Genomic DNA, 18,974 nt, shown 5'->3' with positions numbered 1-18,974 from the left:
GAGAGCAGGGTCGATGCCAACTGCCTTTCCCCCCGATTCTGTTGGTCTGGTGACGCCGCAAGTGGCGCACTTTAGCGAACCCCTGGCCCTGGCCTGCGGCCGTTCGCTCCCAGCGTATGACCTGATTTACGAAACCTACGGCACGCTGAACGCCACGGCGAGCAATGCCGTGCTGATCTGCCACGCCTTGTCTGGTCACCATCACGCTGCCGGCTTCCACAGCCCCGACGACCGCAAACCCGGTTGGTGGGACAGCTGCATCGGCCCCGGCAAGCCGATCGACACCAGCAAATTCTTCGTGGTCAGCCTGAACAACCTCGGCGGCTGCAACGGCTCCACCGGCCCGAGCAGCGTCAATCCGGAAACCGGCAAGCCCTTCGGCGCCGACTTCCCGGTGCTGACCGTGGAAGACTGGGTGCACAGCCAGGCGCGCCTGGCCGACCGGATCGGCATCAACCAATGGGCAGCGGTGATAGGCGGCAGCCTCGGCGGCATGCAGGCGATGCAGTGGAGCATCACCTACCCTGAGCGCATTCGTCACTGCCTGGCCATCGCCTCGGCCCCCAAGTTGTCGGCGCAGAACATCGCCTTCAACGAAGTGGCGCGCCAGGCGATCCTGACCGACCCCGAGTTCCACGGCGGTTCGTTCCAGGAAGCCGGCGTAATCCCCAAGCGCGGGTTGATGCTGGCGCGGATGGTCGGGCACATCACGTACCTGTCCGACGACTCCATGGGCGAGAAATTCGGCCGTGGCCTCAAAAGCGAAAAGCTCAACTACGACTTCCACAGCGTCGAGTTCCAGGTTGAAAGCTACCTGCGTTATCAGGGCGAAGAGTTCTCCGGGCGTTTCGACGCCAACACGTACCTGCTGATGACCAAGGCGCTGGACTACTTCGACCCGGCAGCCAACTTCGACGATGACCTGGCGAAAACCTTTGCCGGCGCCTCGGCCAAGTTCTGCGTGATGTCCTTCACCACCGACTGGCGCTTCTCCCCTGCCCGCTCGCGGGAACTGGTGGACGCGCTGATGGCGGCCAAGAAAGACGTCTGCTACCTGGAGATCGACGCTCCGCAAGGCCACGACGCCTTCCTGATTCCGATCCCGCGCTACTTGCAGGCATTCAGCAATTACATGAACCGCATTACGTTGTGAGAAAGCCATGAGAGCTGATCTGGAAATCATCCAGGAATGGATCCCCGCCGGCAGCCGCGTGCTCGACCTCGGTTGCGGTGACGGCGAGTTGCTGACCTGGCTGCGCGACAACAAGCAAGTCACCGGCTATGGCCTGGAAAACGACCCGGACAACATCGCCGAGTGCGTGGCCAAGGGCATCAACGTCATCGAGCAGGACCTGGACAAGGGCCTGGGCAACTTTGCCAGCAACAGCTTCGACATCGTGGTCATGACCCAGGCGCTGCAAGCGGTGCACTACCCGGACAAGATCCTCGACGAAATGCTGCGCGTCGGTCGGCAATGCATCATCACCTTCCCCAATTTCGGTCACTGGCGCTGCCGCTGGTATCTGGCGAGCAAGGGCCGGATGCCGGTTTCCGAGTTTCTGCCGTACACCTGGTACAACACGCCGAACATCCACTTCTGCACCTTCGCGGACTTTGAAGCGTTGTGCCTCGAACGTGAAGCCAAGGTCATTGATCGGCTTGCCGTAGATCAACAGCACCGCCACGGGTGGGCCAGTAAGCTATGGCCTAATCTATTAGGTGAAATCGGCATTTACCGCGTCAGCAGCCCAGGGCTGCAAGACCACAAGGTCGCGGTCTGAACAGCGACACTTCGAGGAGAACGAACATGGGTCGTCTAGCGCTGTTTTTACTTACTGCCTGCCTGAGCGTCACCGCCATGGCCGCCGACGTCATCAAGGGCGAACGCAAGGAAACCTTCGGCGACGTGACGGTGCACTACAACACCTTCAACTCGACCTTCCTGACACCGGACATTGCCAAAGCGGCCGGACTGACACGCAGCAAGAACCAGGGTGTGATCAACGTTTCCGTGCTCAAGGACGGCAAGCCCCTGACCGCTGAAGTCAACGGTACGGTCAAAGACCTCACCAGCCAAAGCGTCCCGCTGAAATTTAAACAGATCACCGAACAAGGCGCGGTCTACTACATCGCGCAATACCCGGTGGATCAGCAGGAAATCCGCACCTTCGAGATCAAGGTGCAGAATGGTGACAAAATCAACACCATCAATTTCAACCAAGAGCTCTTCCCCGGCGAATGATCAATTTCACGCAACTCGTACTGGCCAGCCACAACGCCGGCAAACTCAAGGAACTCCAGGCCATGCTCGGCGAATCGGTGCACCTGCGCTCGATCGGCGAGTTCAGCAACATCGAGCCTGAAGAAACCGGCCTGTCGTTCGTCGAGAACGCCATCCTCAAGGCCCGCAATGCCGCGCGCATTTCCGGTCTGCCGGCACTGGCCGACGATTCGGGGCTGGCGGTGGATTTCCTTGGCGGTGCACCGGGCATCTACTCGGCCCGCTACGCCGACGGCAAGGGCGATGCCGCGAACAACGCCAAGCTGCTCGACGTGTTGAAAGACGTGCCTGAGGCCGAACGCGGTGCACAGTTCGTTTGCGTTCTGGCGCTGGTGCGTCACGCCGACGATCCGTTGCCGATTCTCTGCGAAGGCCTGTGGCACGGGCGCATCCTGACCCAGGCCAGCGGCGAGCACGGTTTTGGTTACGATCCGCTGTTCTGGGTGCCGGAGCGTGATTGTTCCAGTGCCGAGCTGAGCCCGAGCGACAAGAACCTCATCAGCCACCGCGCCCGTGCAATGGATCTGCTGCGCCAGCGTCTGGGCTTGAAATGACCCGTGAATCGTCCGCGTCGCCACTGATTTTCGGTGGCGCCGCGCAATCTCCCCGGGCGGCCCTGCCTGTGCTGCCGCCCTTGGCGTTGTACATCCACATCCCGTGGTGTGTGCGCAAATGCCCTTATTGCGACTTCAACTCCCACACCGCCAGCCCGGTGCTGCCGGAAGAAGAGTATGTGGACGCGCTGCTGGCCGATCTCGATCAAGACCTGCACGCCGTCTATGGCCGTGAGTTGAGCTCGATTTTCTTTGGTGGCGGCACCCCGAGCCTGTTCAGCGCCCAAGCTTTGGGCCGCTTGCTCAAAGGCGTCGAACAACGCATTCCATTTGCCAGCGACATCGAAATCACCCTGGAAGCCAATCCGGGCACGTTCGAGCAAGAGAAGTTCGTCGCTTACCGCAAGCTCGGCATCAATCGCCTGTCAATCGGCATCCAGAGCTTTCAGGAAGAGAAACTCAAGGCCCTCGGCCGAATCCACAACGGTGACGAAGCGGTACGTGCCGCCGGCATGGCCCGTCAGGCCGGGTTCGATAACTTCAACCTGGACCTGATGCACGGTTTGCCCGATCAGTCCCTGGACGACGCCCTGAGCGACTTGCGCCAGGCCATCGCCCTGAAGCCGACGCACTTGTCCTGGTATCAGCTGACCCTGGAGCCGAACACGGTGTTCTGGAACCAGCCCCCGACGCTGCCGGAAGACGACATGCTGTGGGACATTCAGGAAGCCGGTCAGGCGCTGCTGGCCGAGCACGGTTACGCGCAATACGAAGTCTCGGCCTATGCCCAGCCCGGTCGTCCGGCGCGGCACAACCTCAATTACTGGAGTTTCGGCGACTTTATCGGCATCGGCGCCGGCGCCCACGGCAAGCTCAGTCACCCGGACGGGCGCATCGTCCGTACCTGGAAGACGCGGCTGCCGAAGGATTACCTCAACCCGGCCAAAAGCTTCAAGGCTGGCGAGAAAGCCCTGACCAACGAAGAGATGCCGTTCGAGTTCCTGATGAACGCCTTGCGCCTGACTGAAGGCGTCGAATCACGACTGTACCCGGAGCGCACCGGGATGACGCTGGAAAGCCTTGCCGAAGGCCGTCGGGTCGCCGAACAAAGTGGCTTGTTGCAGGTCGAACCGTCACGTCTGGTGGCCACGATGCGCGGACAACTCTTTCTCAACGACTTGCTGCAGACATTTCTGAGCTGATTTCAGCCTTAAGGGAAAACGAATGGATTTGATACTCGACCTGCTCGCCACCGCCTCCCGCTGGAGCCGCAGCAACCTGTCGGAAATCGCCCTGGCGCTGGTGGGCTGTCTGCTGGTGCTGTTTGGCGCGGATATCAAAGGCTGGGTCGACGCACGCCTGGGCAGCATCGCCGGCGCCTTGCGCGTCCCGCTGCTAGCGCTGCTGTGCATGATCGGCAGCGGCGCGGCGCTGATCACCGCCGCCCCGGGGGTCATCAAAGGCCTGAGCCAGTTCAACAACTCCAGCCTGGCCCCGGTGTTGCGGGTGGTGCTGGTGCTGATCGGCGTCGTCGCCGCCCGCCGCTGAATCCCAAAAAAAACCCACAGCCCGTAGGAGCGAGGCTTGCCCGCGAAGGCGTCGTATCAGTCCCCATCATCATTGACTGACACGACGCCTTCGCGGGCAAGCCTCGCTCCTACAGGGTTATGTCGTCCCGGCCCGGCGCGGCGTTGTCGCAGACCTCAGCTACAACCGAAAACAACTGTGGGAGCGGGCTTGCCCGCGATCGCGGTCTAACAGTCAACATAGATGTTGAATGTTATGACCCCATCGCGGGCAAGCCCGCTCCCACAGGTTTTGGTATTACCGTTTAGGACTGTTTCTCGAACTTCAGGTCCCACACGCCATGCCCGAGACGTTCGCCGCGGCGTTCGAACTTGGTGATCGGGCGCTCGGCCGGGCGCGGGACGCATTTGCCGTCCTCAGCCAGGTTGCGATAACCCGGTGCGACGTTCATCACTTCCAGCATGTACTCGGCGTACGGTTCCCAGTCGGTGGCCATGTGCAGCACACCGCCGACCTTCAACTTGCTGCGCACCAGTTCAGCGAACGACGCCTGAACGATACGACGCTTGTGGTGGCGGCTCTTGTGCCACGGGTCCGGAAAAAACAGCATCAGGCGATCGAGGCTGTTGTCAGCCACGCAACGATTGAGCACTTCGATCGCGTCGCAATCGTAGACGCGCAAGTTGGTCAGGCCTTGTGTCAGCACGCCATTGAGCAGTGCGCCGACACCCGGACGGTGCACTTCCACGCCGATGAAATCCTGCTCCGGCGAAGCCGCGGCCATTTCCAGCAGCGAATGGCCCATGCCGAAACCGATTTCCAGGGAACGCGGCGCCGAACGGCCGAACACCTGATCGAAGTCCACCGGCGCATCGGCCAGCGGCAGCACGAACAGCGGCGTGCCCTGCTCCAGACCGCGTTGCTGGCCTTCGGTCATGCGTCCGGCGCGCATCACAAAACTCTTGATGCGGCGGTGTTGGCGCTCGTCGCCTTCTTCCGTCTGGATAGGCGTGTCGTTTGATTCAGTCATCAATGGCTCTTACTTGATCAGACCATCCAGCGGCGAGGAGGCGCTGGCATAGAGTTTTTTCGGCATGCGGCCGGCGAGGTAGGCCAGGCGGCCCGCGACGATGGCGTGTTTCATGGCTTCAGCCATCATGATCGGCTGCTGGGCATGGGCGATGGCCGAGTTCATCAGCACTGCTTCGCAACCCAGTTCCATGGCGATGGTGGCGTCGGAAGCCGTACCGACACCGGCGTCGACCAGCACAGGAATCTTGGCTTCTTCGAGGATGATCTGCAGGTTGTACGGGTTGCAGATCCCCAGGCCTGTACCGATCAGACCGGCCAGCGGCATGACCGCGATAACGCCGATTTCCGCCAGTTGACGGGCGATGATCGGGTCATCGCTGGTGTAGACCATCACGTCGAAACCTTCCTTGACCAGCACTTCGGCGGCCTTGAGGGTTTCGATCACGTTGGGGAACAAGGTTTTCTGGTCCGCCAGCACTTCCAGCTTCACCAGGTTGTGGCCGCCGAGCAGCTCACGGGCCAGGCGGCAGGTGCGCACAGCCTCGGTAGCGTCGAAACAACCGGCAGTGTTCGGCAGGAAGGTGTAGCGATCCGGCGACAGGACTTCGAGCAGGTTCGGTTCGCCCGGATTTTGGCCGAGGTTGGTGCGGCGCACGGCGAAGGTGACGATCTCGGCACCCGAGGCTTCGATGGCCAGGCGGGTTTCTTCCATGTCACGGTACTTGCCAGTACCTACCAGCAAACGCGACTGGTAAGTACGACCGGCCAGGACGAAGGGCTTGTCGCTACGAACGATGCTCATGGGAAATCCTCTGTAGGAGTGAGGTTCTTGCAGAATTCTGTGCCCCTAAGGGCCGGACGACTAGCCACCGCCGATGGCATGCACCACTTCGACGCAATCGCCGTCGTTCAGCGTGGTGTCAGCGTGCTGGCTGCGCGGGACGATATCCAGATTGAGTTCGACCGCCACCCGGCGTCCGGTCAGTTCCAGACGGGTCAGCAGGGCCGCAACGGTTTCACCGTCGGGCAGTTCAAGGGATTCGCCGTTCAACTGAATGCGCATACCGAATGCCGCCATCATTTTTAGGGGCTGGCATTCTAGCCCGATCAGTCTTGGTGACCCAAGCCATTCGTCTTGAAACACAACCCTGTAGGAGCGAGCTTGCTCGCGAAAAACGTCTCGGCAACGCGTTTATCCAGGCACCACGCGTTATCGTTGGCGTTTTTCGCGAGCGAGCTCGCTCCTACAGGGTCAGGCCAGGCGCCAGGCGGCCAGGCCCAGGAAGAGCCAGCCGATCAGGAAGGCCAGGCCGCCGAAGGGCGTGATGATCCCAAGCTTGCTGACGCCAGTGATCGTCAGCAGGTACAGGCTGCCGGAAAACAACAGGATGCCAATGGCAAAGGACGCACCGGCCCACGTAATCAATCGACCGGGAATCTGCGTGGCCAGCAGCGCCACACCCAGCATCGCCAAGGTGTGCACCAGCTGATAGGTGACGCCGGTATGGAAAATCGCCAGGTACTCGGGCGTCAGACGGTTTTTCAGGCCATGGGCCGCGAACGCCCCCAGGCCAACACCGGTGAAGCCGAAAAAAGCGGCCAGCATCAGAAAGCCACGCAGCATGAAGAACTCCAGTCAGTCTCGATCAACAGGGTCTGTATAATGGCCCGCTCAACGGGTTCGGCCAAGCCATCTCTATGCTGCGTTTATTTCTGCGACGATTCACAAAGGCCCTGCTCTGGTTCGCGGGCGGCAGCGTATTGCTGGTTCTGATATTTCGCGTGGTGCCACCGCCGGGCACGGCGCTGATGGTCGAGCGCAAGGTCGAATCCTGGTTCGACGGCGAGCCCATCGACTTGCAACGCACCTGGAAGCCTTGGGATGAAATCTCCGACGACCTGAAAGTCGCGGTGATTGCCGGCGAAGACCAGAAGTTTTCCGAGCACTGGGGTTTCGATATCGGTGCGATTCAGGCGGCATTTGCCCATAACGAGCGCGGCGGTTCGATTCGCGGTGCCAGCACCTTGAGTCAGCAGGTGTCGAAAAACCTGTTTCTCTGGTCGGGTCGCAGCTGGCTGCGTAAGGGCCTGGAGGCCTGGTTTACCGGGTTGATTGAAGTGTTCTGGCCCAAGCAGCGGATTCTTGAGGTGTACCTCAACAGCGTCGAGTGGGATGAAGGGGTGTTTGGCGCAGAGGCTGCGGCGAGGCATCACTTTGGTGTTGGCGCTAAAAATCTGAGCCGTCAGCAATCGAGCTTGCTGGCCGCCGTATTGCCCAATCCACGCGTGTGGAGCGCCAGCCATCCAACTTCGTACGTAGCGAGACGTGCAGGCTGGATTCGGCAGCAGATGAGCCAGTTGGGCGGCGACAGCTATCTGCTGGGCCTCAACGATTCGCGCCGGGCACCTTGGGCTCAATAGTCGAACACTACTTTCTGAACGCTGAAGATCCCTGTGGGAGCGGGCTTGCCCGCGAAGGCGTTGTGTCAGTCAACACAACAGTCACAGACACACCGCTATCGCGGGCAAGCCCGCTCCCACAGGGGCCAAGGTGAAGCTAGAAACTCAGCACAAACAAAAACGCCCCGATCAATGATCGGGGCGTTTTTTATTGCCGGCGCGCAGGTTATGCGGCGATCGACAACTTGAGCTTGTTCATCGCGCTCTTCTCAAGCTGACGAATACGCTCGGCCGACACGTTGTACTTCTGCGCCAGGTCGTGCAGCGTGGCTTTTTCTTCTGCCAGCCAGCGCTGGTAGAGGATGTCACGGCTGCGGTCGTCCAGCACTTCCAGCGCTTCGTGCAGGTTGTGGTTGGAGTTATCGCTCCAATCGGCATCTTCCAGTTGACGGGCCGGGTCGTACCGGTGGTCTTCCAGGTAGTTGGCCGGCGACTGGAAAGCACTGTCGTCGTCCGCTTCCGCGGCCGGGTCGAAGGCCATGTCATGGCCGGTCAGGCGACTTTCCATCTCGCGCACTTCCCGCGGCTCTACGCCGAGGCTTTCCGCCACACGGTGGACTTCCTCGTTGTTCAGCCACGCCAGGCGTTTCTTCTGGCTGCGCAGGTTGAAGAACAGCTTGCGCTGGGCCTTGGTGGTCGCGACTTTCACAATGCGCCAGTTGCGCAGGATGAACTCGTGAATTTCCGCCTTGATCCAGTGCACAGCGAACGAAACCAGACGCACACCCATTTCCGGGTTGAAGCGCTTCACGGCCTTCATCAGGCCGACGTTGCCTTCCTGGATCAGGTCAGCCTGAGCCAGGCCGTAGCCGGAATAGCTACGGGCGATATGTACTACAAAACGCAGGTGGGCGAGCACCATCTGCCGAGCCGCCCCCAAATCCTGCTCATAATAGAGACTCTCGGCCAGTTCACGCTCCTGCTCCGGCGTCAGCAATGGAATGCTGTTCACGGTGTGCACATAGGCCTCCAGGTTCGCACCCGGGACCAGAGCATATGCAGGTTGCAAAGAATTGGTCATACGAAAAAACCTCCCACTTACAAACTCGTGCAGTTCAGCACTGCGAAAATTGACCGGAAACCGAAAGACAAGTTCCCAAAAACGCTGAAAGGTCAATACGAGCAAAATGATATTACTTCGGCGCAAGCTCCCGCAGGTGGCGTGCGACTGCAATCCATGCACCGATATACCCCAACAGCACCGCGCCAAGCAAGAGCGACAGACCGTCGGCAACTGGCACGCCGGCCAGCGCGAAATCACTGCCGTACAAACCGGCCAGGCCAACCACTGCATCGTTCAGCCAATCCAGGCCAAACGCCAATACCCCCCAGGAAAGAATCCCCGCACCGAAGCCATAAAGCGCACCCATATACAGAAAGGGCCTGCGCACATAGCTGTCAGTGCCGCCCACGAGTTTAATCACTTCTATCTCTGTGCGGCGGTTTTCAATATGAAGACGAATGGTATTGCCTATCACCAAAAGTAATGCAGAAACCAGCAGCACGGTCAGACCAAAGACAAAACGGTCACCCAGTTTGAGGATGGCTGCCAGACGCTCGACCCAGACTAGATCAAGTTGCGCCTGTTGCACCTTCGGCAACTCGGAAAGTTTTTGTCTTAATGCTTCAAGGGCCGGCTTGTCGACTTCGTTCGGCGTCACCAGAACCACGCCCGGCAGCGGGTTTTCCGGCAACTCCTTGAGCGCCTCGCCCAGACCGGACTGCTGCTGGAACTCTTCCAGCGCCTGATCCCGACCGACGTACTCCGCATCCGCTACACCCGGCATACCCTTGATCTGCTCGCGCAGCGACTCGCCCTCCGCAGGGCTGGCCTCGATTTGCAGGTACAGGGAAATCTGCGCCGCACGCTGCCAGGAACCGCCGAGACGCTCGACGTTGCTTAGCAAAAGTGACAGGCCCATTGGCAGGCTCAGCGCGACCGCCATCACCATGCAGGTGAAAAAGCTGCCGATAGGCTGCTTGCCCAAGCGGCGCAAGCTGTCGACCAGACTGGCGCGATGGCTTTCTATCCAGGCGCGCAACAGCGTGGCGAAGTCCGGGCCGTCATCATCGTCGCGCTTTTTCTTCTGCGGCTGTGGATCGGCGGCCTTCGGCGCTACGCGCTCGGACACCTTGGGGCTGCGTGTCGCACTCATACGCCCGCCTCCCCGTCGCCGATCAATCGGCCGCGTTGCAGGGTCAGCATGCGATGACGCATACGGGCGATCAGTGCCAGGTCGTGACTGGCGATCAGCACGCTGGTGCCCAGCCGGTTGATGTCTTCGAACACGCCCATGATTTCGGCGGCCAGGCGCGGGTCGAGGTTACCGGTCGGTTCGTCCGCCAGCAGCAAGGCCGGGCGGTGAACGATGGCGCGGGCAATGCCGACACGCTGTTGCTGACCGGTGGACAGGTCGCCGGGGTACAGATCGGTCTTGTCCGACAACGCCACGCGCTCGAGTGCCGAATCCACGCGCTTGACGATCTCGGCCTTCGACAGACCGAGGATCTGCAACGGCAGTGCGACGTTGTTGAACACCGTGCGATCGAACAGCAACTGATGATTCTGGAACACCACGCCGATCTGCCGGCGCAGGTAAGGAATCTGCGCGTTGCTGATGGTGGCGAGGTCCTGGCCGGCCAGCAGCAATTTGCCGGTGGTCGGACGCTCCATGGCCAGTAACAGCCGCAATAAGGTGCTTTTACCGGCACCGGAATGGCCGGTGACAAACAAGAATTCGCCCCGACGGACTCGAAAGCTCAGCTCATGCAGGCCGACGTGACCGTTCGGGTAGCGTTTACCGACCTGTTCGAAACGAATCATGAACGCTCCCGCTCGGCAAACAGTGCCTGGACAAAGGGTTCTGCTTCAAAAGTACGCAAGTCATCGATGCCTTCACCAACGCCGATGTAGCGAATCGGCAGGCCAAACTGCTTGGCCAGGGCGAAAATCACCCCGCCCTTGGCGGTGCCGTCGAGCTTGGTCAGCGCCAAGCCGGTCAGTTCGACGGTCTGGTTGAACTGTTTGGCCTGGCTGATCGCGTTCTGCCCCGTACCGGCGTCGAGCACCAACAGCACCTCGTGAGGGGCGTCGGCGTCGAGCTTACTAATGACCCGGCGAACCTTTTTCAGTTCTTCCATCAGGTTGTCTTTGGTGTGCAGACGACCGGCGGTGTCGGCGATCAACACATCAATGCCCCGGGCCTTGGCGGCTTGCACGGCGTCGAAGATAACCGAAGCCGAGTCGGCGCCGGTGTGCTGGGCGATGACCGGGATCTTGTTACGCTCGCCCCAGACCTGCAATTGCTCGACCGCGGCGGCACGGAAGGTGTCACCGGCGGCGAGCATGACTTTCTTGCCTTCGAGCTGCAGCTTCTTCGCCAGCTTGCCGATGGTGGTGGTCTTGCCGGCGCCGTTGACGCCGACGACCAGAATCACGAACGGCTTGTTCTGCGAGGTGATTTTCAGCGGTTGCTCAACCGGCTTGAGCATGGCCGCCAGTTCAGCTTGCAGGGACTTGTAGAGCGCATCGGCATCGGCCAGCTCTTTACGGGCGACTTTCTGCGTCAGGCGCTGAATGATCACGGACGTGGCTTCGACGCCCACGTCGGCGGTCAGCAGACGGGTTTCGATGTCTTCGAGCAACTCGTCATCGATGATCTTCTTGCCCAGGAACAGGCTGGCCATGCCTTCGCCGATGCTGGCGCTGGTCTTGGACAGGCCTTGCTTGAGGCGGGCGAAGAAACCGGCTTTGGTTTCTTCGGTGCGCGCAGGCTCGACTGGGGTTTCGGCGGGCGCGACAGGCGCGGCGACAACGGGAGCGATGACCGGTGCAGGTGCAGGCTCAGGCGCTTGAACAACCGGGCCAGCGGGAGCAAGTGGAGCAACCGGGACAACCGGGACAACCGGAGCAACCGGAGCAACCGGAGCAACAAACGCAGGAGCCACAGGCTCTGGAACAACCGGCCCAGGCTCGGCCACAACGACCGGCGCGACAACAACCGGCTCAACCACTAGCGGCCGAACCGGCTCTGGACTGAACGCAGTCGGAGCGGGGATCGGCGGAGTAACGTGCGGCGCCAGCTCATCTTCGACCAATGCCACCGGTTCTTCCGCTACCGGCAACGTCAGCCATGGCTCGGCCACAGGGGTCAGCGGCGCCGGGGGCACGACTTCGGCGACCACATCAGGTTCAGCCTCGACCAGCGGTTGCAACACCGGCTCGGCGAACGGCAAGACAATCGGTGCCGGCTCTTCTTCTATTACCGGCGCTGGGGCTGGCTCAGGAAGTGGCTGTGGCTGTTCGACGACGGGTTCCTGCGGCTTTTTGCGCAGCCATCCGAACAGGCTTTTCTTCTCGCCAGCCGCAGCTGGGTTCTTCTTGTCGGCGTTGGAACCAAACATGGAGGACGGCGATCTCACGGTAGCGACGCGCCAACAGGCGCCTCGGCAAATAAATATTCGATGCAGAACAGACTGCGATTGACCCAGCTTGTTCACGCGCAACATTTTATCGGGGTGCAAATGGCGCCCTGCAAAAACGATTTCACGAAGGACTGGAGCGGCAAAATCGGCGAAAAAGCAGAGTTTAGTTGATAAACCACAGCTTTCTGCCGCAAACCCATTCAACCTGATCAAACGCAAAGGCCTGATAGGCGTGGCCGCCAGTAAAACGGATCAGTATCCTAGCACCCTCTCGCCCGCTGACGCTAAGACCAAGCGGGCAGCCCCAAAGGTTTAAAAACGAATGAATGCTTTAGCCCGCCGCGCTGCAGGCCTGCTGCTCAGCACAGTTTGTCTGCCCCTCTCGGCCCTGGCTGCCGATCCACAACCCACCCACGAATTCACCCTCGATAACGGCTTGAAGGTCGTCGTGCGCGAAGACCATCGGGCGCCGGTGGTGGTTTCCCAGGTCTGGTACAAGGTCGGCTCCAGCTACGAGACTCCGGGTCAGACCGGTTTGTCCCATGCCCTGGAACACATGATGTTCAAGGGCAGCGAGAAAGTCGGCCCCGGCGAAGCGTCGTTGATCCTGCGCGACCTCGGCGCCGAAGAGAACGCCTTCACCAGCGACGACTTCACCGCGTATTACCAGGTGCTGGCCCGTGATCGCCTGGGCGTGGCTTTCGAGCTGGAAGCCGACCGCATGGCCAGCTTGCGTCTGCCACCTGACGAGTTCGCCCGCGAAATCGAAGTCATTAAAGAAGAACGTCGCCTGCGCACCGACGACAAGCCAATGTCCAAGGCCTATGAGCGCTTCAAGGCCATGGCCTACCCGGCCAGCGGCTACCACACGCCAACCATCGGCTGGATGGCTGACCTGGACCGCATGAAGGTCGAGGAGCTGCGCCACTGGTATGAATCCTGGTACGTGCCGAATAACGCGACCCTGGTGGTAGTGGGCGACGTAACCCCGGACGAAGTCAAAACCCTGGCCCAGCGCTACTTTGGCCCGATCGCCAAGCGTGCCGTACCGCCCGCGAAAATCCCGGTAGAACTGGCCGAGCCCGGCGAACGCCAGATCACCCTGCACGTGCAAACCCAATTGCCGAGCCTGATGCTCGCCTTCAACGTGCCGAGCATCGCCACCGCTGAAGACAAGCGCCCGGTGCACGCCTTGCGCCTGATCTCGGCCCTGCTCGACGGCGGCTACAGCGGGCGCATTCCGGCGCAACTGGAGCGCGGTGAAGAGCTGGTGTCCGGCGGTTCGTCGAGCTACGACGCCTACACCCGCGGCGACAGTCTGTTCACCCTGTCGGCGACACCGAACACCCAGAAGAAGAAAACCATGGCCCAGGCTGAAGCCGGTCTGTGGAAGTTGCTGGAACAGCTGAAAACCACCGCGCCGTCCGCCGAAGAACTGGAACGCGTGCGCGCGCAGGTCATTGCCGGCCTGGTCTACGAGCGTGACTCGATCACCAGCCAGGCCACCGCGATCGGCCAACTGGAAACCGTCGGCCTGTCGTGGAAACTGATGGACACCGAACTCGCCGAACTGGAAAGCGTGACCCCGCAAGACATCCAGAACGCCGCCAAGCTGTATTTCACCCGCGAACGTCTCAGCGTCGCCCATGTACTGCCACTGGAGACGACTCATGAGTGAGCGTAAAAAACCACGTCTGGCCTTGATCGGCCTGATCGCCGTCGCACTGATCGGCTCCGCGGCCTTCTATCTGTCGAAAAGCGACGATTCCAAGGCCAGCGAAGCCCTCGACAAAGCCAAGTCCAGCCAGAAGCTGCAATCGCTGGCAGAACTCGACGGCAAAGCACCGAGCCGCCGCAATCTGGACGTTCAGAGCTGGAACACCGCCGAAGGCGCGAAAGTGTTGTTCGTCGAAGCTCGCGAGCTGCCGATGTTCGACATGCGCCTGATCTTCGCCGCCGGCAGCAGCCAGGACGGCGATGCACCGGGCCTGGCCCTGCTGACCAACGCCATGCTCAACGAAGGGGTGGCCGGCAAGGACGTGGGCGCGATTGCCCAAGGTTTCGAAGGGCTGGGAGCCGACTTCAGCAACGGCGCATTCAAGGACATGGCCCTGGCTTCCCTGCGCAGCCTCAGTGCCGCGGACAAACGTGAGCCGGCGCTGAAACTGTTCTCGGAAGTGGTCGGCAAACCGACCTTCCCCGCCGATTCATTCGCACGCATCAAGAATCAGATGCTCGCCGGTTTCGAATACCAGAAACAGAACCCTGGCAAGCTGGCCAGCCTGGAACTGATGAACCGTTTGTACGGCGATCACCCGTATGCGCATTCCAGCGACGGTACGGCGAAAACCGTTCCAGCGATTACCGTGGCGCAAATGCGGGCCTTCCATGAGAAAGCCTACGCCGCCGGCAACGTGGTGATTGCACTGGTGGGCGACCTGTCCCGCGCCGAGGCCGAAGCGATTGCCGCTCAAGTCTCCAGCGCGCTGCCAAAAGGCCCGGCACTGGCGAAAATCCCGCAACCGGAAGAACCGAAAGCCAGCATCGGCCACATCGAGTTTCCGTCCAAGCAGACCAACCTGATGCTTGCGCAACTGGGCATCGACCGTGACGATCCGGACTACGCCGCACTGTCTCTGGGCAACCAGATCCTGGGTGGCGGTGGTTTCGGCACCCGACTGATGAGCGAAGTACGTGAAAAGCGTGGCTTGGCTTATGGCGTGTATTCGGGTTTTACCCCGATGCAGGCGCGCGGTCCGTTCATGATCAACCTGCAAACCCGTGCCGAGATGAGCGAAGGCACCTTGAAGCTGGTGCAGGACGTGCTCGCCGACTACCTTAAAACCGGCCCGACCGAAAAAGAACTCGACGACGCCAAGCGTGAACTGGCCGGCAGCTTCCCGCTGTCCACCGCCAGCAATGCCGACATCGTGGGTCAACTCGGCGCCATGGGTTTCTACAACCTGCCGTTGAGCTACCTGGAAGACTTCATGCAACAGTCCCAGAGCCTGACTGTCGAGCAAGTCAAAGCCGCACTGAACAAACATCTGAGCACGGACAAAATGGTCATCGTCAGCGCTGGCCCGACCGTGCCGCAAAAGCCGTTACCGGCCCCAACTGATAAACCTGCCGAGCAACCGCTCGGGGTTCCGGAGCATTAATGGCCACTCGTCCTAAAAAACCCGTTCACAACGTGCACAACGGTGTGAACCAACTGCGCATCATCGGTGGTGAATGGCGCAGCCGAAAGCTGAGCTTCCCCGATGCACCGGGCCTGCGCCCAACGCCGGACCGGGTGCGTGAAACCCTGTTCAACTGGCTCGCGCCTTACATTGCCGGGGCCAAGGTGCTTGATCCATTCGCCGGTAGCGGCGCGTTGTTTCTCGAGGCATTGTCCCGTGGCGCAGCGCTGGGCCAGGCGCTGGACGCCAGCAACATCGCGGTGTCCAGCATCAAGGAACACCTGGGCACGTTGCGTTGCACCACTGGCCAGATTCAGACAGCCGATGCATTGCGCTACCTGGAAACCCAGACCGCCTCCGCCTACGACCTGGTGTTCCTCGATCCGCCGTTCAACCAGAATCTGTTGCCCGCCGTCTGCACGCTGCTGGAAGAGCGTCAATGGCTGGCGGACGAGGCCTGGATCTACACTGAAAGCGAAAACGCGCCATCTACCCTGGGTTTGCCAGGCAACTGGCGCCTGCACCGTGAGCAGAAATCCGGGCGCGTCTACTACTCGTTGTGGCAACGTATGGCAGAGATCGCCGGTTAATCGACCGGCCTGAACAAGGCGCGGGCCTCAGCCGAGGTGCGCGCCGCTGCATCGAGAGTAATCGTGTCCCATCCGCCAGAACGCTTCACCCCCGCCTTCGGCCTCGGCAACCCGCACTTGCAGACGTTGTGGGGACCGCTGTGGCGCAAAACCACGCACATTGAACGCCAGCGCGAACGCTTGTGGCTTGAAGATGGCGACTTTCTCGACCTCGACTGGCACGGCCCGCACAGCGCCAATGCGCCGTTGGTGCTGGTGCTGCACGGGCTGACCGGCTCATCGAACTCACCTTACGTGGCCGGCGTCCAAAAAGCGCTGGGTGCCCAAGGCTGGGCCAGCGTTGCGTTGAACTGGCGCGGCTGCTCGGGCGAACCCAATCTGCTGGCGCGCAGCTACCATTCCGGCGCCAGTGAAGACTTGGCCGAAGCCATCAAACACCTGCGCTGCAAACGCCCTTTGGCGCCGCTGTATGCGGTCGGTTATTCCCTGGGCGGCAATGTCCTGCTCAAGCATTTGGGCGAGACCGGCAGCGACAGCGGCGTACTCGGTGCAGTGGCGGTGTCGGTGCCGTTTCGCCTCGATCACTGCGCCGACCGCATCGGCCAGGGATTTTCCAAGGTCTATCAGGCGCACTTCATGCGCGAGATGCTGGCCTACATCAAGAACAAGCAGCGCCAGTTCCAACATGACGGGCGTGAGGATGGGCTGGCGGCACTGGCCGCGCTGGGTTCGCTGGAAAACATGCGCACGTTCTGGGATTTCGACGGCCGGGTGACGGCGCCGCTGAACGGTTTCGTCGACGCCGAGGATTACTATCGCCGCGCCTCGAGTCGCTATTTTCTCGGCGAGATCCGTACGCCGACGCTGATTATTCAGGCGGCAGACGACCCCTTCGTCTTTCCCCACAGCCTGCCGCACGCCGACGAATTGTCCGCCTGCACCCAATTCGAGCTGCAAGCCAAGGGCGGGCATGTCGGCTTCGTCGACGGCACGTTCCGGCGACCGGGCTACTACCTGGAACGGCGCATTCCGCAGTGGCTGGCCGCCACCCGTCGCGAGTCAGGCCATGGACGCTGACCAGGGCGAGTCGATCCGCTTCTGGCAAACGGCGCCGTTGGCCGGGGTCGAATTGTTGTCGGCGCGCTACATCGAGCACCGTTTCGCGCCCCATGTGCATGACGGCTATGTGATCGGCATGATCATGGCCGGCGCCCAGCGTTATCGCTATCGCGGCGCCGAACATCTGGCGGGAAGCGGCACGCTGGTGCTGATCAATCCCGATGAGTTGCACACCGGGCACAAAGGCACGGAAGACGGCTGGTTGTACCGGGCGTTTTATCCCGACAGTGAGCAGATTCTGTCGTTGCTGGCCGAGCTGGAACTGCCGACCGACAACTTGCCGATGTTTGGCGCGACCCTGTATCGCGACCCGGATCTGGTGAAGGGCTTCTGCCAACTGCATCGCCTGCTGGAAAATCCGTCGACGGCCCTGCAACAGCAAACGGTGTGGCGGGAAATGATGCTGTTGCTGCTGCAACGTCATGCGGCGGTGCCGATTGCCGGCAAACCCGGCAAGGAACACCGTGCCGTGAGCCTGGCCAAGGACCTGCTGCATGCGCAACTGGCGGCGCCACCCTCTCTGGAAGAACTGGCGGCGGCGGTGAACCTCTCGCCCTTCCACTTCGCCCGGGTGTTCCGCCGCGCCACGGGCATGCCGCCGCACACCTGGCTGATGCAGCAGCGCATCGCTCGGGCACGGGCGTTGTTACAGGGCGGTTGTTTACCGCTGGAAGTGGCCATGCAATTGGGCTTTGCCGACCAGAGCCATCTGAGTCGGCAGTTCAAGCAGGTTTACGGGGTGGGGCCGGGGGCGTATCGCAGCGCCCGGCAATTACCCCGAAGTTGAGGCCGACACAAATCCAAATGTGGGAGCGGGCTTGCTCGCGAAAGCGGTGTGCCAGACAACAGAGATGTTGAATGTTAGACCGCCTTCGCGAGCAAGCCCGCTCCCACATTTGGACGGTGTTTACTCGCCGATGGCGATGCCGCGCGCGGGATCGTTGATCCACTCGCTCCACGACCCGGCATACAACGAACCCAACGGATAACCCGCCAGGCACAGGGCAAACAGGTTGTGGCAAGCCGTCACACCCGAACCGCAATACGCCACCAGATCGTTCGGCGAGCGGTCACCGAGCTTCGCCGCAAAGCGCTGCTTGAGCTGGTCAGCCGGCAGAAAACGCCCGTCGCTGCCCAGGTTCTCGGTGAACGCCGCACATTGCGCACCAGGAATGTGCCCGGCAATCGGATCGATCGGCTCCACTTCACCTTTGAAGCGCGGCAAGGCGCGGGCATCGATCAAGGTCAGGGCGGGCTGGCCGAGACGTTGCTGGAGCTGCTCGGCGCTCAAGACCAGCGCGTTGTCCGGTGTCCCGGCAAACGTGCCACGTTCGATGTGCGGTGCATCGAGGCTCAGCGGCAATCCCGCCGCGTGCCACGCCTTGAGCCCGCCATCGAGGATGAACACGCCGTCACGCTTGCCCAGCCAGGCCAGCAACCACCAGGCCCGCGCCGCGAAGGCACCCGGGCCGTCGTCGTACAAAATCACCTCGCTGTCGGCGTTGATGCCCCAGGCTTGCAGGCGCTCGATCAGGTCTTCCGGTTCAGGCAACGGATGGCGCCCGGTCACACCCTTGACCACTGCCCCGCTCAAATCACGCTCAAGATCGGCAAAGCTCGACCCGGCGATATGCCCTTCGGCATAGCTGCGCTGACCGTAGTCGGGGTCTTCGAGGGCAAAACGACAATCCAGAATCACCAGCCCGGGCGCGTCCTTTTTCAAGTCCAACGCTTGCGGGCTGATCAATTGCGCAATGGGCATAAGGGGCTCCTGTGATTAAGGCGATGCTTGATCCTACTGCAC

The 18,974-nt window shown here is 61.3% G+C and carries 21 protein-coding genes; 12 read left to right on the top strand and 9 right to left on the bottom strand.

Annotation, left to right across the window (positions count from 1 at the left end):
* Positions 1 to 13 precede the first annotated feature (13 nt).
* From metX to AEQ67_RS29780, 6 genes are read left to right on the top strand one after another with little or no spacing between them, the layout of a single operon-like run.
* The gene (metX, locus tag AEQ67_RS29805; protein WP_059407339.1) at positions 14 to 1,153 is read left to right on the top strand and encodes a homoserine O-succinyltransferase MetX; all 1,140 of its coding nucleotides are present in this window, start codon (positions 14 to 16) and stop codon (positions 1,151 to 1,153) included.
* A gap of 7 nt (positions 1,154 to 1,160) precedes the next feature.
* Positions 1,161 to 1,781 (top strand): methionine biosynthesis protein MetW, encoded by a 621-nt coding sequence (gene metW / locus AEQ67_RS29800; RefSeq protein WP_059407338.1) that lies wholly within the window; start codon positions 1,161 to 1,163, stop codon positions 1,779 to 1,781.
* Between the two features lie 26 nt (positions 1,782 to 1,807).
* Positions 1,808 to 2,242 carry a DUF4426 domain-containing protein gene (locus AEQ67_RS29795; protein ID WP_059407337.1) on the top strand — a complete coding sequence of 145 codons (435 nt, stop codon included), beginning with the start codon at positions 1,808 to 1,810 and terminating at the stop codon, positions 2,240 to 2,242.
* Positions 2,239 to 2,835 (top strand): RdgB/HAM1 family non-canonical purine NTP pyrophosphatase, encoded by a 597-nt coding sequence (rdgB, locus tag AEQ67_RS29790; RefSeq protein WP_059407336.1) that lies wholly within the window; start codon positions 2,239 to 2,241, stop codon positions 2,833 to 2,835. The genes AEQ67_RS29795 and rdgB overlap by 4 nt, the downstream gene beginning before the upstream one ends.
* A complete protein-coding gene (gene hemW / locus AEQ67_RS29785) occupies positions 2,832 to 4,037 on the top strand; it encodes a radical SAM family heme chaperone HemW (protein WP_059407335.1) in 1,206 nt (401 codons plus the stop codon). The genes rdgB and hemW overlap by 4 nt, the downstream gene beginning before the upstream one ends.
* A 22-nt stretch (positions 4,038 to 4,059) precedes the next feature.
* The gene (locus AEQ67_RS29780; RefSeq protein WP_059407334.1) at positions 4,060 to 4,383 is read left to right on the top strand and encodes a DUF3392 family protein; all 324 of its coding nucleotides are present in this window, start codon (positions 4,060 to 4,062) and stop codon (positions 4,381 to 4,383) included.
* A 283-nt stretch (positions 4,384 to 4,666) separates the two neighbouring features.
* Here AEQ67_RS29780 and trmB read toward each other — a convergent pair whose 3' ends face one another.
* The 4 genes from trmB to AEQ67_RS29760 all read right to left on the bottom strand — a co-directional run bounded on the left by trmB (position 4,667) and on the right by AEQ67_RS29760 (position 7,018).
* Positions 4,667 to 5,392 (bottom strand): tRNA (guanosine(46)-N7)-methyltransferase TrmB, encoded by a 726-nt coding sequence (gene trmB, locus AEQ67_RS29775; protein ID WP_008152643.1) that lies wholly within the window; start codon positions 5,390 to 5,392, stop codon positions 4,667 to 4,669.
* Positions 5,393 to 5,401: 9 nt separating this feature from the next.
* The gene (locus AEQ67_RS29770; protein ID WP_008068101.1) at positions 5,402 to 6,196 is read right to left on the bottom strand and encodes a thiazole synthase; all 795 of its coding nucleotides are present in this window, start codon (positions 6,194 to 6,196) and stop codon (positions 5,402 to 5,404) included.
* Between the two features lie 60 nt (positions 6,197 to 6,256).
* Positions 6,257 to 6,457, bottom strand: a complete 201-nt coding sequence (gene thiS, locus AEQ67_RS29765; protein WP_161807490.1) for a sulfur carrier protein ThiS — start codon at positions 6,455 to 6,457, stop codon at positions 6,257 to 6,259.
* 189 nt (positions 6,458 to 6,646) lie between these two features.
* Entirely contained in the window at positions 6,647 to 7,018 is a 372-nt protein-coding gene (locus AEQ67_RS29760) for a DUF423 domain-containing protein (protein WP_059407333.1), read from the bottom strand.
* Between the two features lie 74 nt (positions 7,019 to 7,092).
* Between AEQ67_RS29760 and mtgA the strand changes: the two genes are divergently transcribed.
* Positions 7,093 to 7,815: a monofunctional biosynthetic peptidoglycan transglycosylase gene (gene mtgA, locus AEQ67_RS29755; protein ID WP_059407332.1), complete on the top strand. Its 723-nt coding sequence runs from the start codon at positions 7,093 to 7,095 to the stop codon at positions 7,813 to 7,815.
* Positions 7,816 to 8,020: 205 nt separating this feature from the next.
* Here the strand turns inward: mtgA and rpoH are convergent, their stop codons facing one another.
* The 4 genes from rpoH to ftsY form a co-directional block, all read right to left on the bottom strand.
* Entirely contained in the window at positions 8,021 to 8,875 is an 855-nt protein-coding gene (gene rpoH, locus AEQ67_RS29750) for an RNA polymerase sigma factor RpoH (protein ID WP_007897890.1), read from the bottom strand.
* A 112-nt stretch (positions 8,876 to 8,987) separates the two neighbouring features.
* Positions 8,988 to 10,010 carry a permease-like cell division protein FtsX gene (gene ftsX / locus AEQ67_RS29745; RefSeq protein WP_059407331.1) on the bottom strand — a complete coding sequence of 341 codons (1,023 nt, stop codon included), beginning with the start codon at positions 10,008 to 10,010 and terminating at the stop codon, positions 8,988 to 8,990.
* Entirely contained in the window at positions 10,007 to 10,678 is a 672-nt protein-coding gene (ftsE, locus tag AEQ67_RS29740) for a cell division ATP-binding protein FtsE (RefSeq protein ID WP_010466809.1), read from the bottom strand. The genes ftsX and ftsE overlap by 4 nt, the downstream gene beginning before the upstream one ends.
* Positions 10,675 to 12,258: a signal recognition particle-docking protein FtsY gene (gene ftsY / locus AEQ67_RS29735; RefSeq protein WP_059407330.1), complete on the bottom strand. Its 1,584-nt coding sequence runs from the start codon at positions 12,256 to 12,258 to the stop codon at positions 10,675 to 10,677. The genes ftsE and ftsY overlap by 4 nt, the downstream gene beginning before the upstream one ends.
* A 343-nt stretch (positions 12,259 to 12,601) precedes the next feature.
* Here ftsY and AEQ67_RS29725 point away from each other — a divergent pair, with 343 nt between their 5' ends.
* The 5 genes from AEQ67_RS29725 (at position 12,602) to AEQ67_RS29705 (ending at position 17,957) form a co-directional block, all read left to right on the top strand.
* Positions 12,602 to 13,957: a M16 family metallopeptidase gene (locus tag AEQ67_RS29725; RefSeq protein ID WP_059407329.1), complete on the top strand. Its 1,356-nt coding sequence runs from the start codon at positions 12,602 to 12,604 to the stop codon at positions 13,955 to 13,957.
* Complete coding sequence (locus AEQ67_RS29720) at positions 13,950 to 15,440, top strand: M16 family metallopeptidase (protein WP_059407328.1); 1,491 nt, start codon at positions 13,950 to 13,952, stop codon at positions 15,438 to 15,440. Before AEQ67_RS29725 ends, AEQ67_RS29720 begins: the two co-directional genes overlap by 8 nt.
* Positions 15,440 to 16,051 carry a 16S rRNA (guanine(966)-N(2))-methyltransferase RsmD gene (rsmD, locus tag AEQ67_RS29715; protein ID WP_059407327.1) on the top strand — a complete coding sequence of 204 codons (612 nt, stop codon included), beginning with the start codon at positions 15,440 to 15,442 and terminating at the stop codon, positions 16,049 to 16,051. Before AEQ67_RS29720 ends, rsmD begins: the two co-directional genes overlap by 1 nt.
* Before the next feature lie 63 nt (positions 16,052 to 16,114).
* A complete protein-coding gene (locus tag AEQ67_RS29710; protein ID WP_059407326.1) occupies positions 16,115 to 17,128 on the top strand; it encodes a hydrolase in 1,014 nt (337 codons plus the stop codon).
* A complete protein-coding gene (locus AEQ67_RS29705) occupies positions 17,118 to 17,957 on the top strand; it encodes an AraC family transcriptional regulator (protein ID WP_059407325.1) in 840 nt (279 codons plus the stop codon). The genes AEQ67_RS29710 and AEQ67_RS29705 overlap by 11 nt, the downstream gene beginning before the upstream one ends.
* Positions 17,958 to 18,077: 120 nt before the next feature.
* Here the strand turns inward: AEQ67_RS29705 and AEQ67_RS29700 are convergent, their stop codons facing one another.
* Positions 18,078 to 18,932: a sulfurtransferase gene (locus AEQ67_RS29700; protein WP_059407324.1), complete on the bottom strand. Its 855-nt coding sequence runs from the start codon at positions 18,930 to 18,932 to the stop codon at positions 18,078 to 18,080.
* Positions 18,933 to 18,974 lie beyond the last annotated feature (42 nt).

The organism is Pseudomonas sp. RIT-PI-q (assembly GCF_001297125.1).
Lineage (GTDB): Bacteria > Pseudomonadota > Gammaproteobacteria > Pseudomonadales > Pseudomonadaceae > Aquipseudomonas.
Note: the sequence above shows the minus strand (reverse complement) of the source record. Positions and strands in the feature narration are given on the sequence as shown.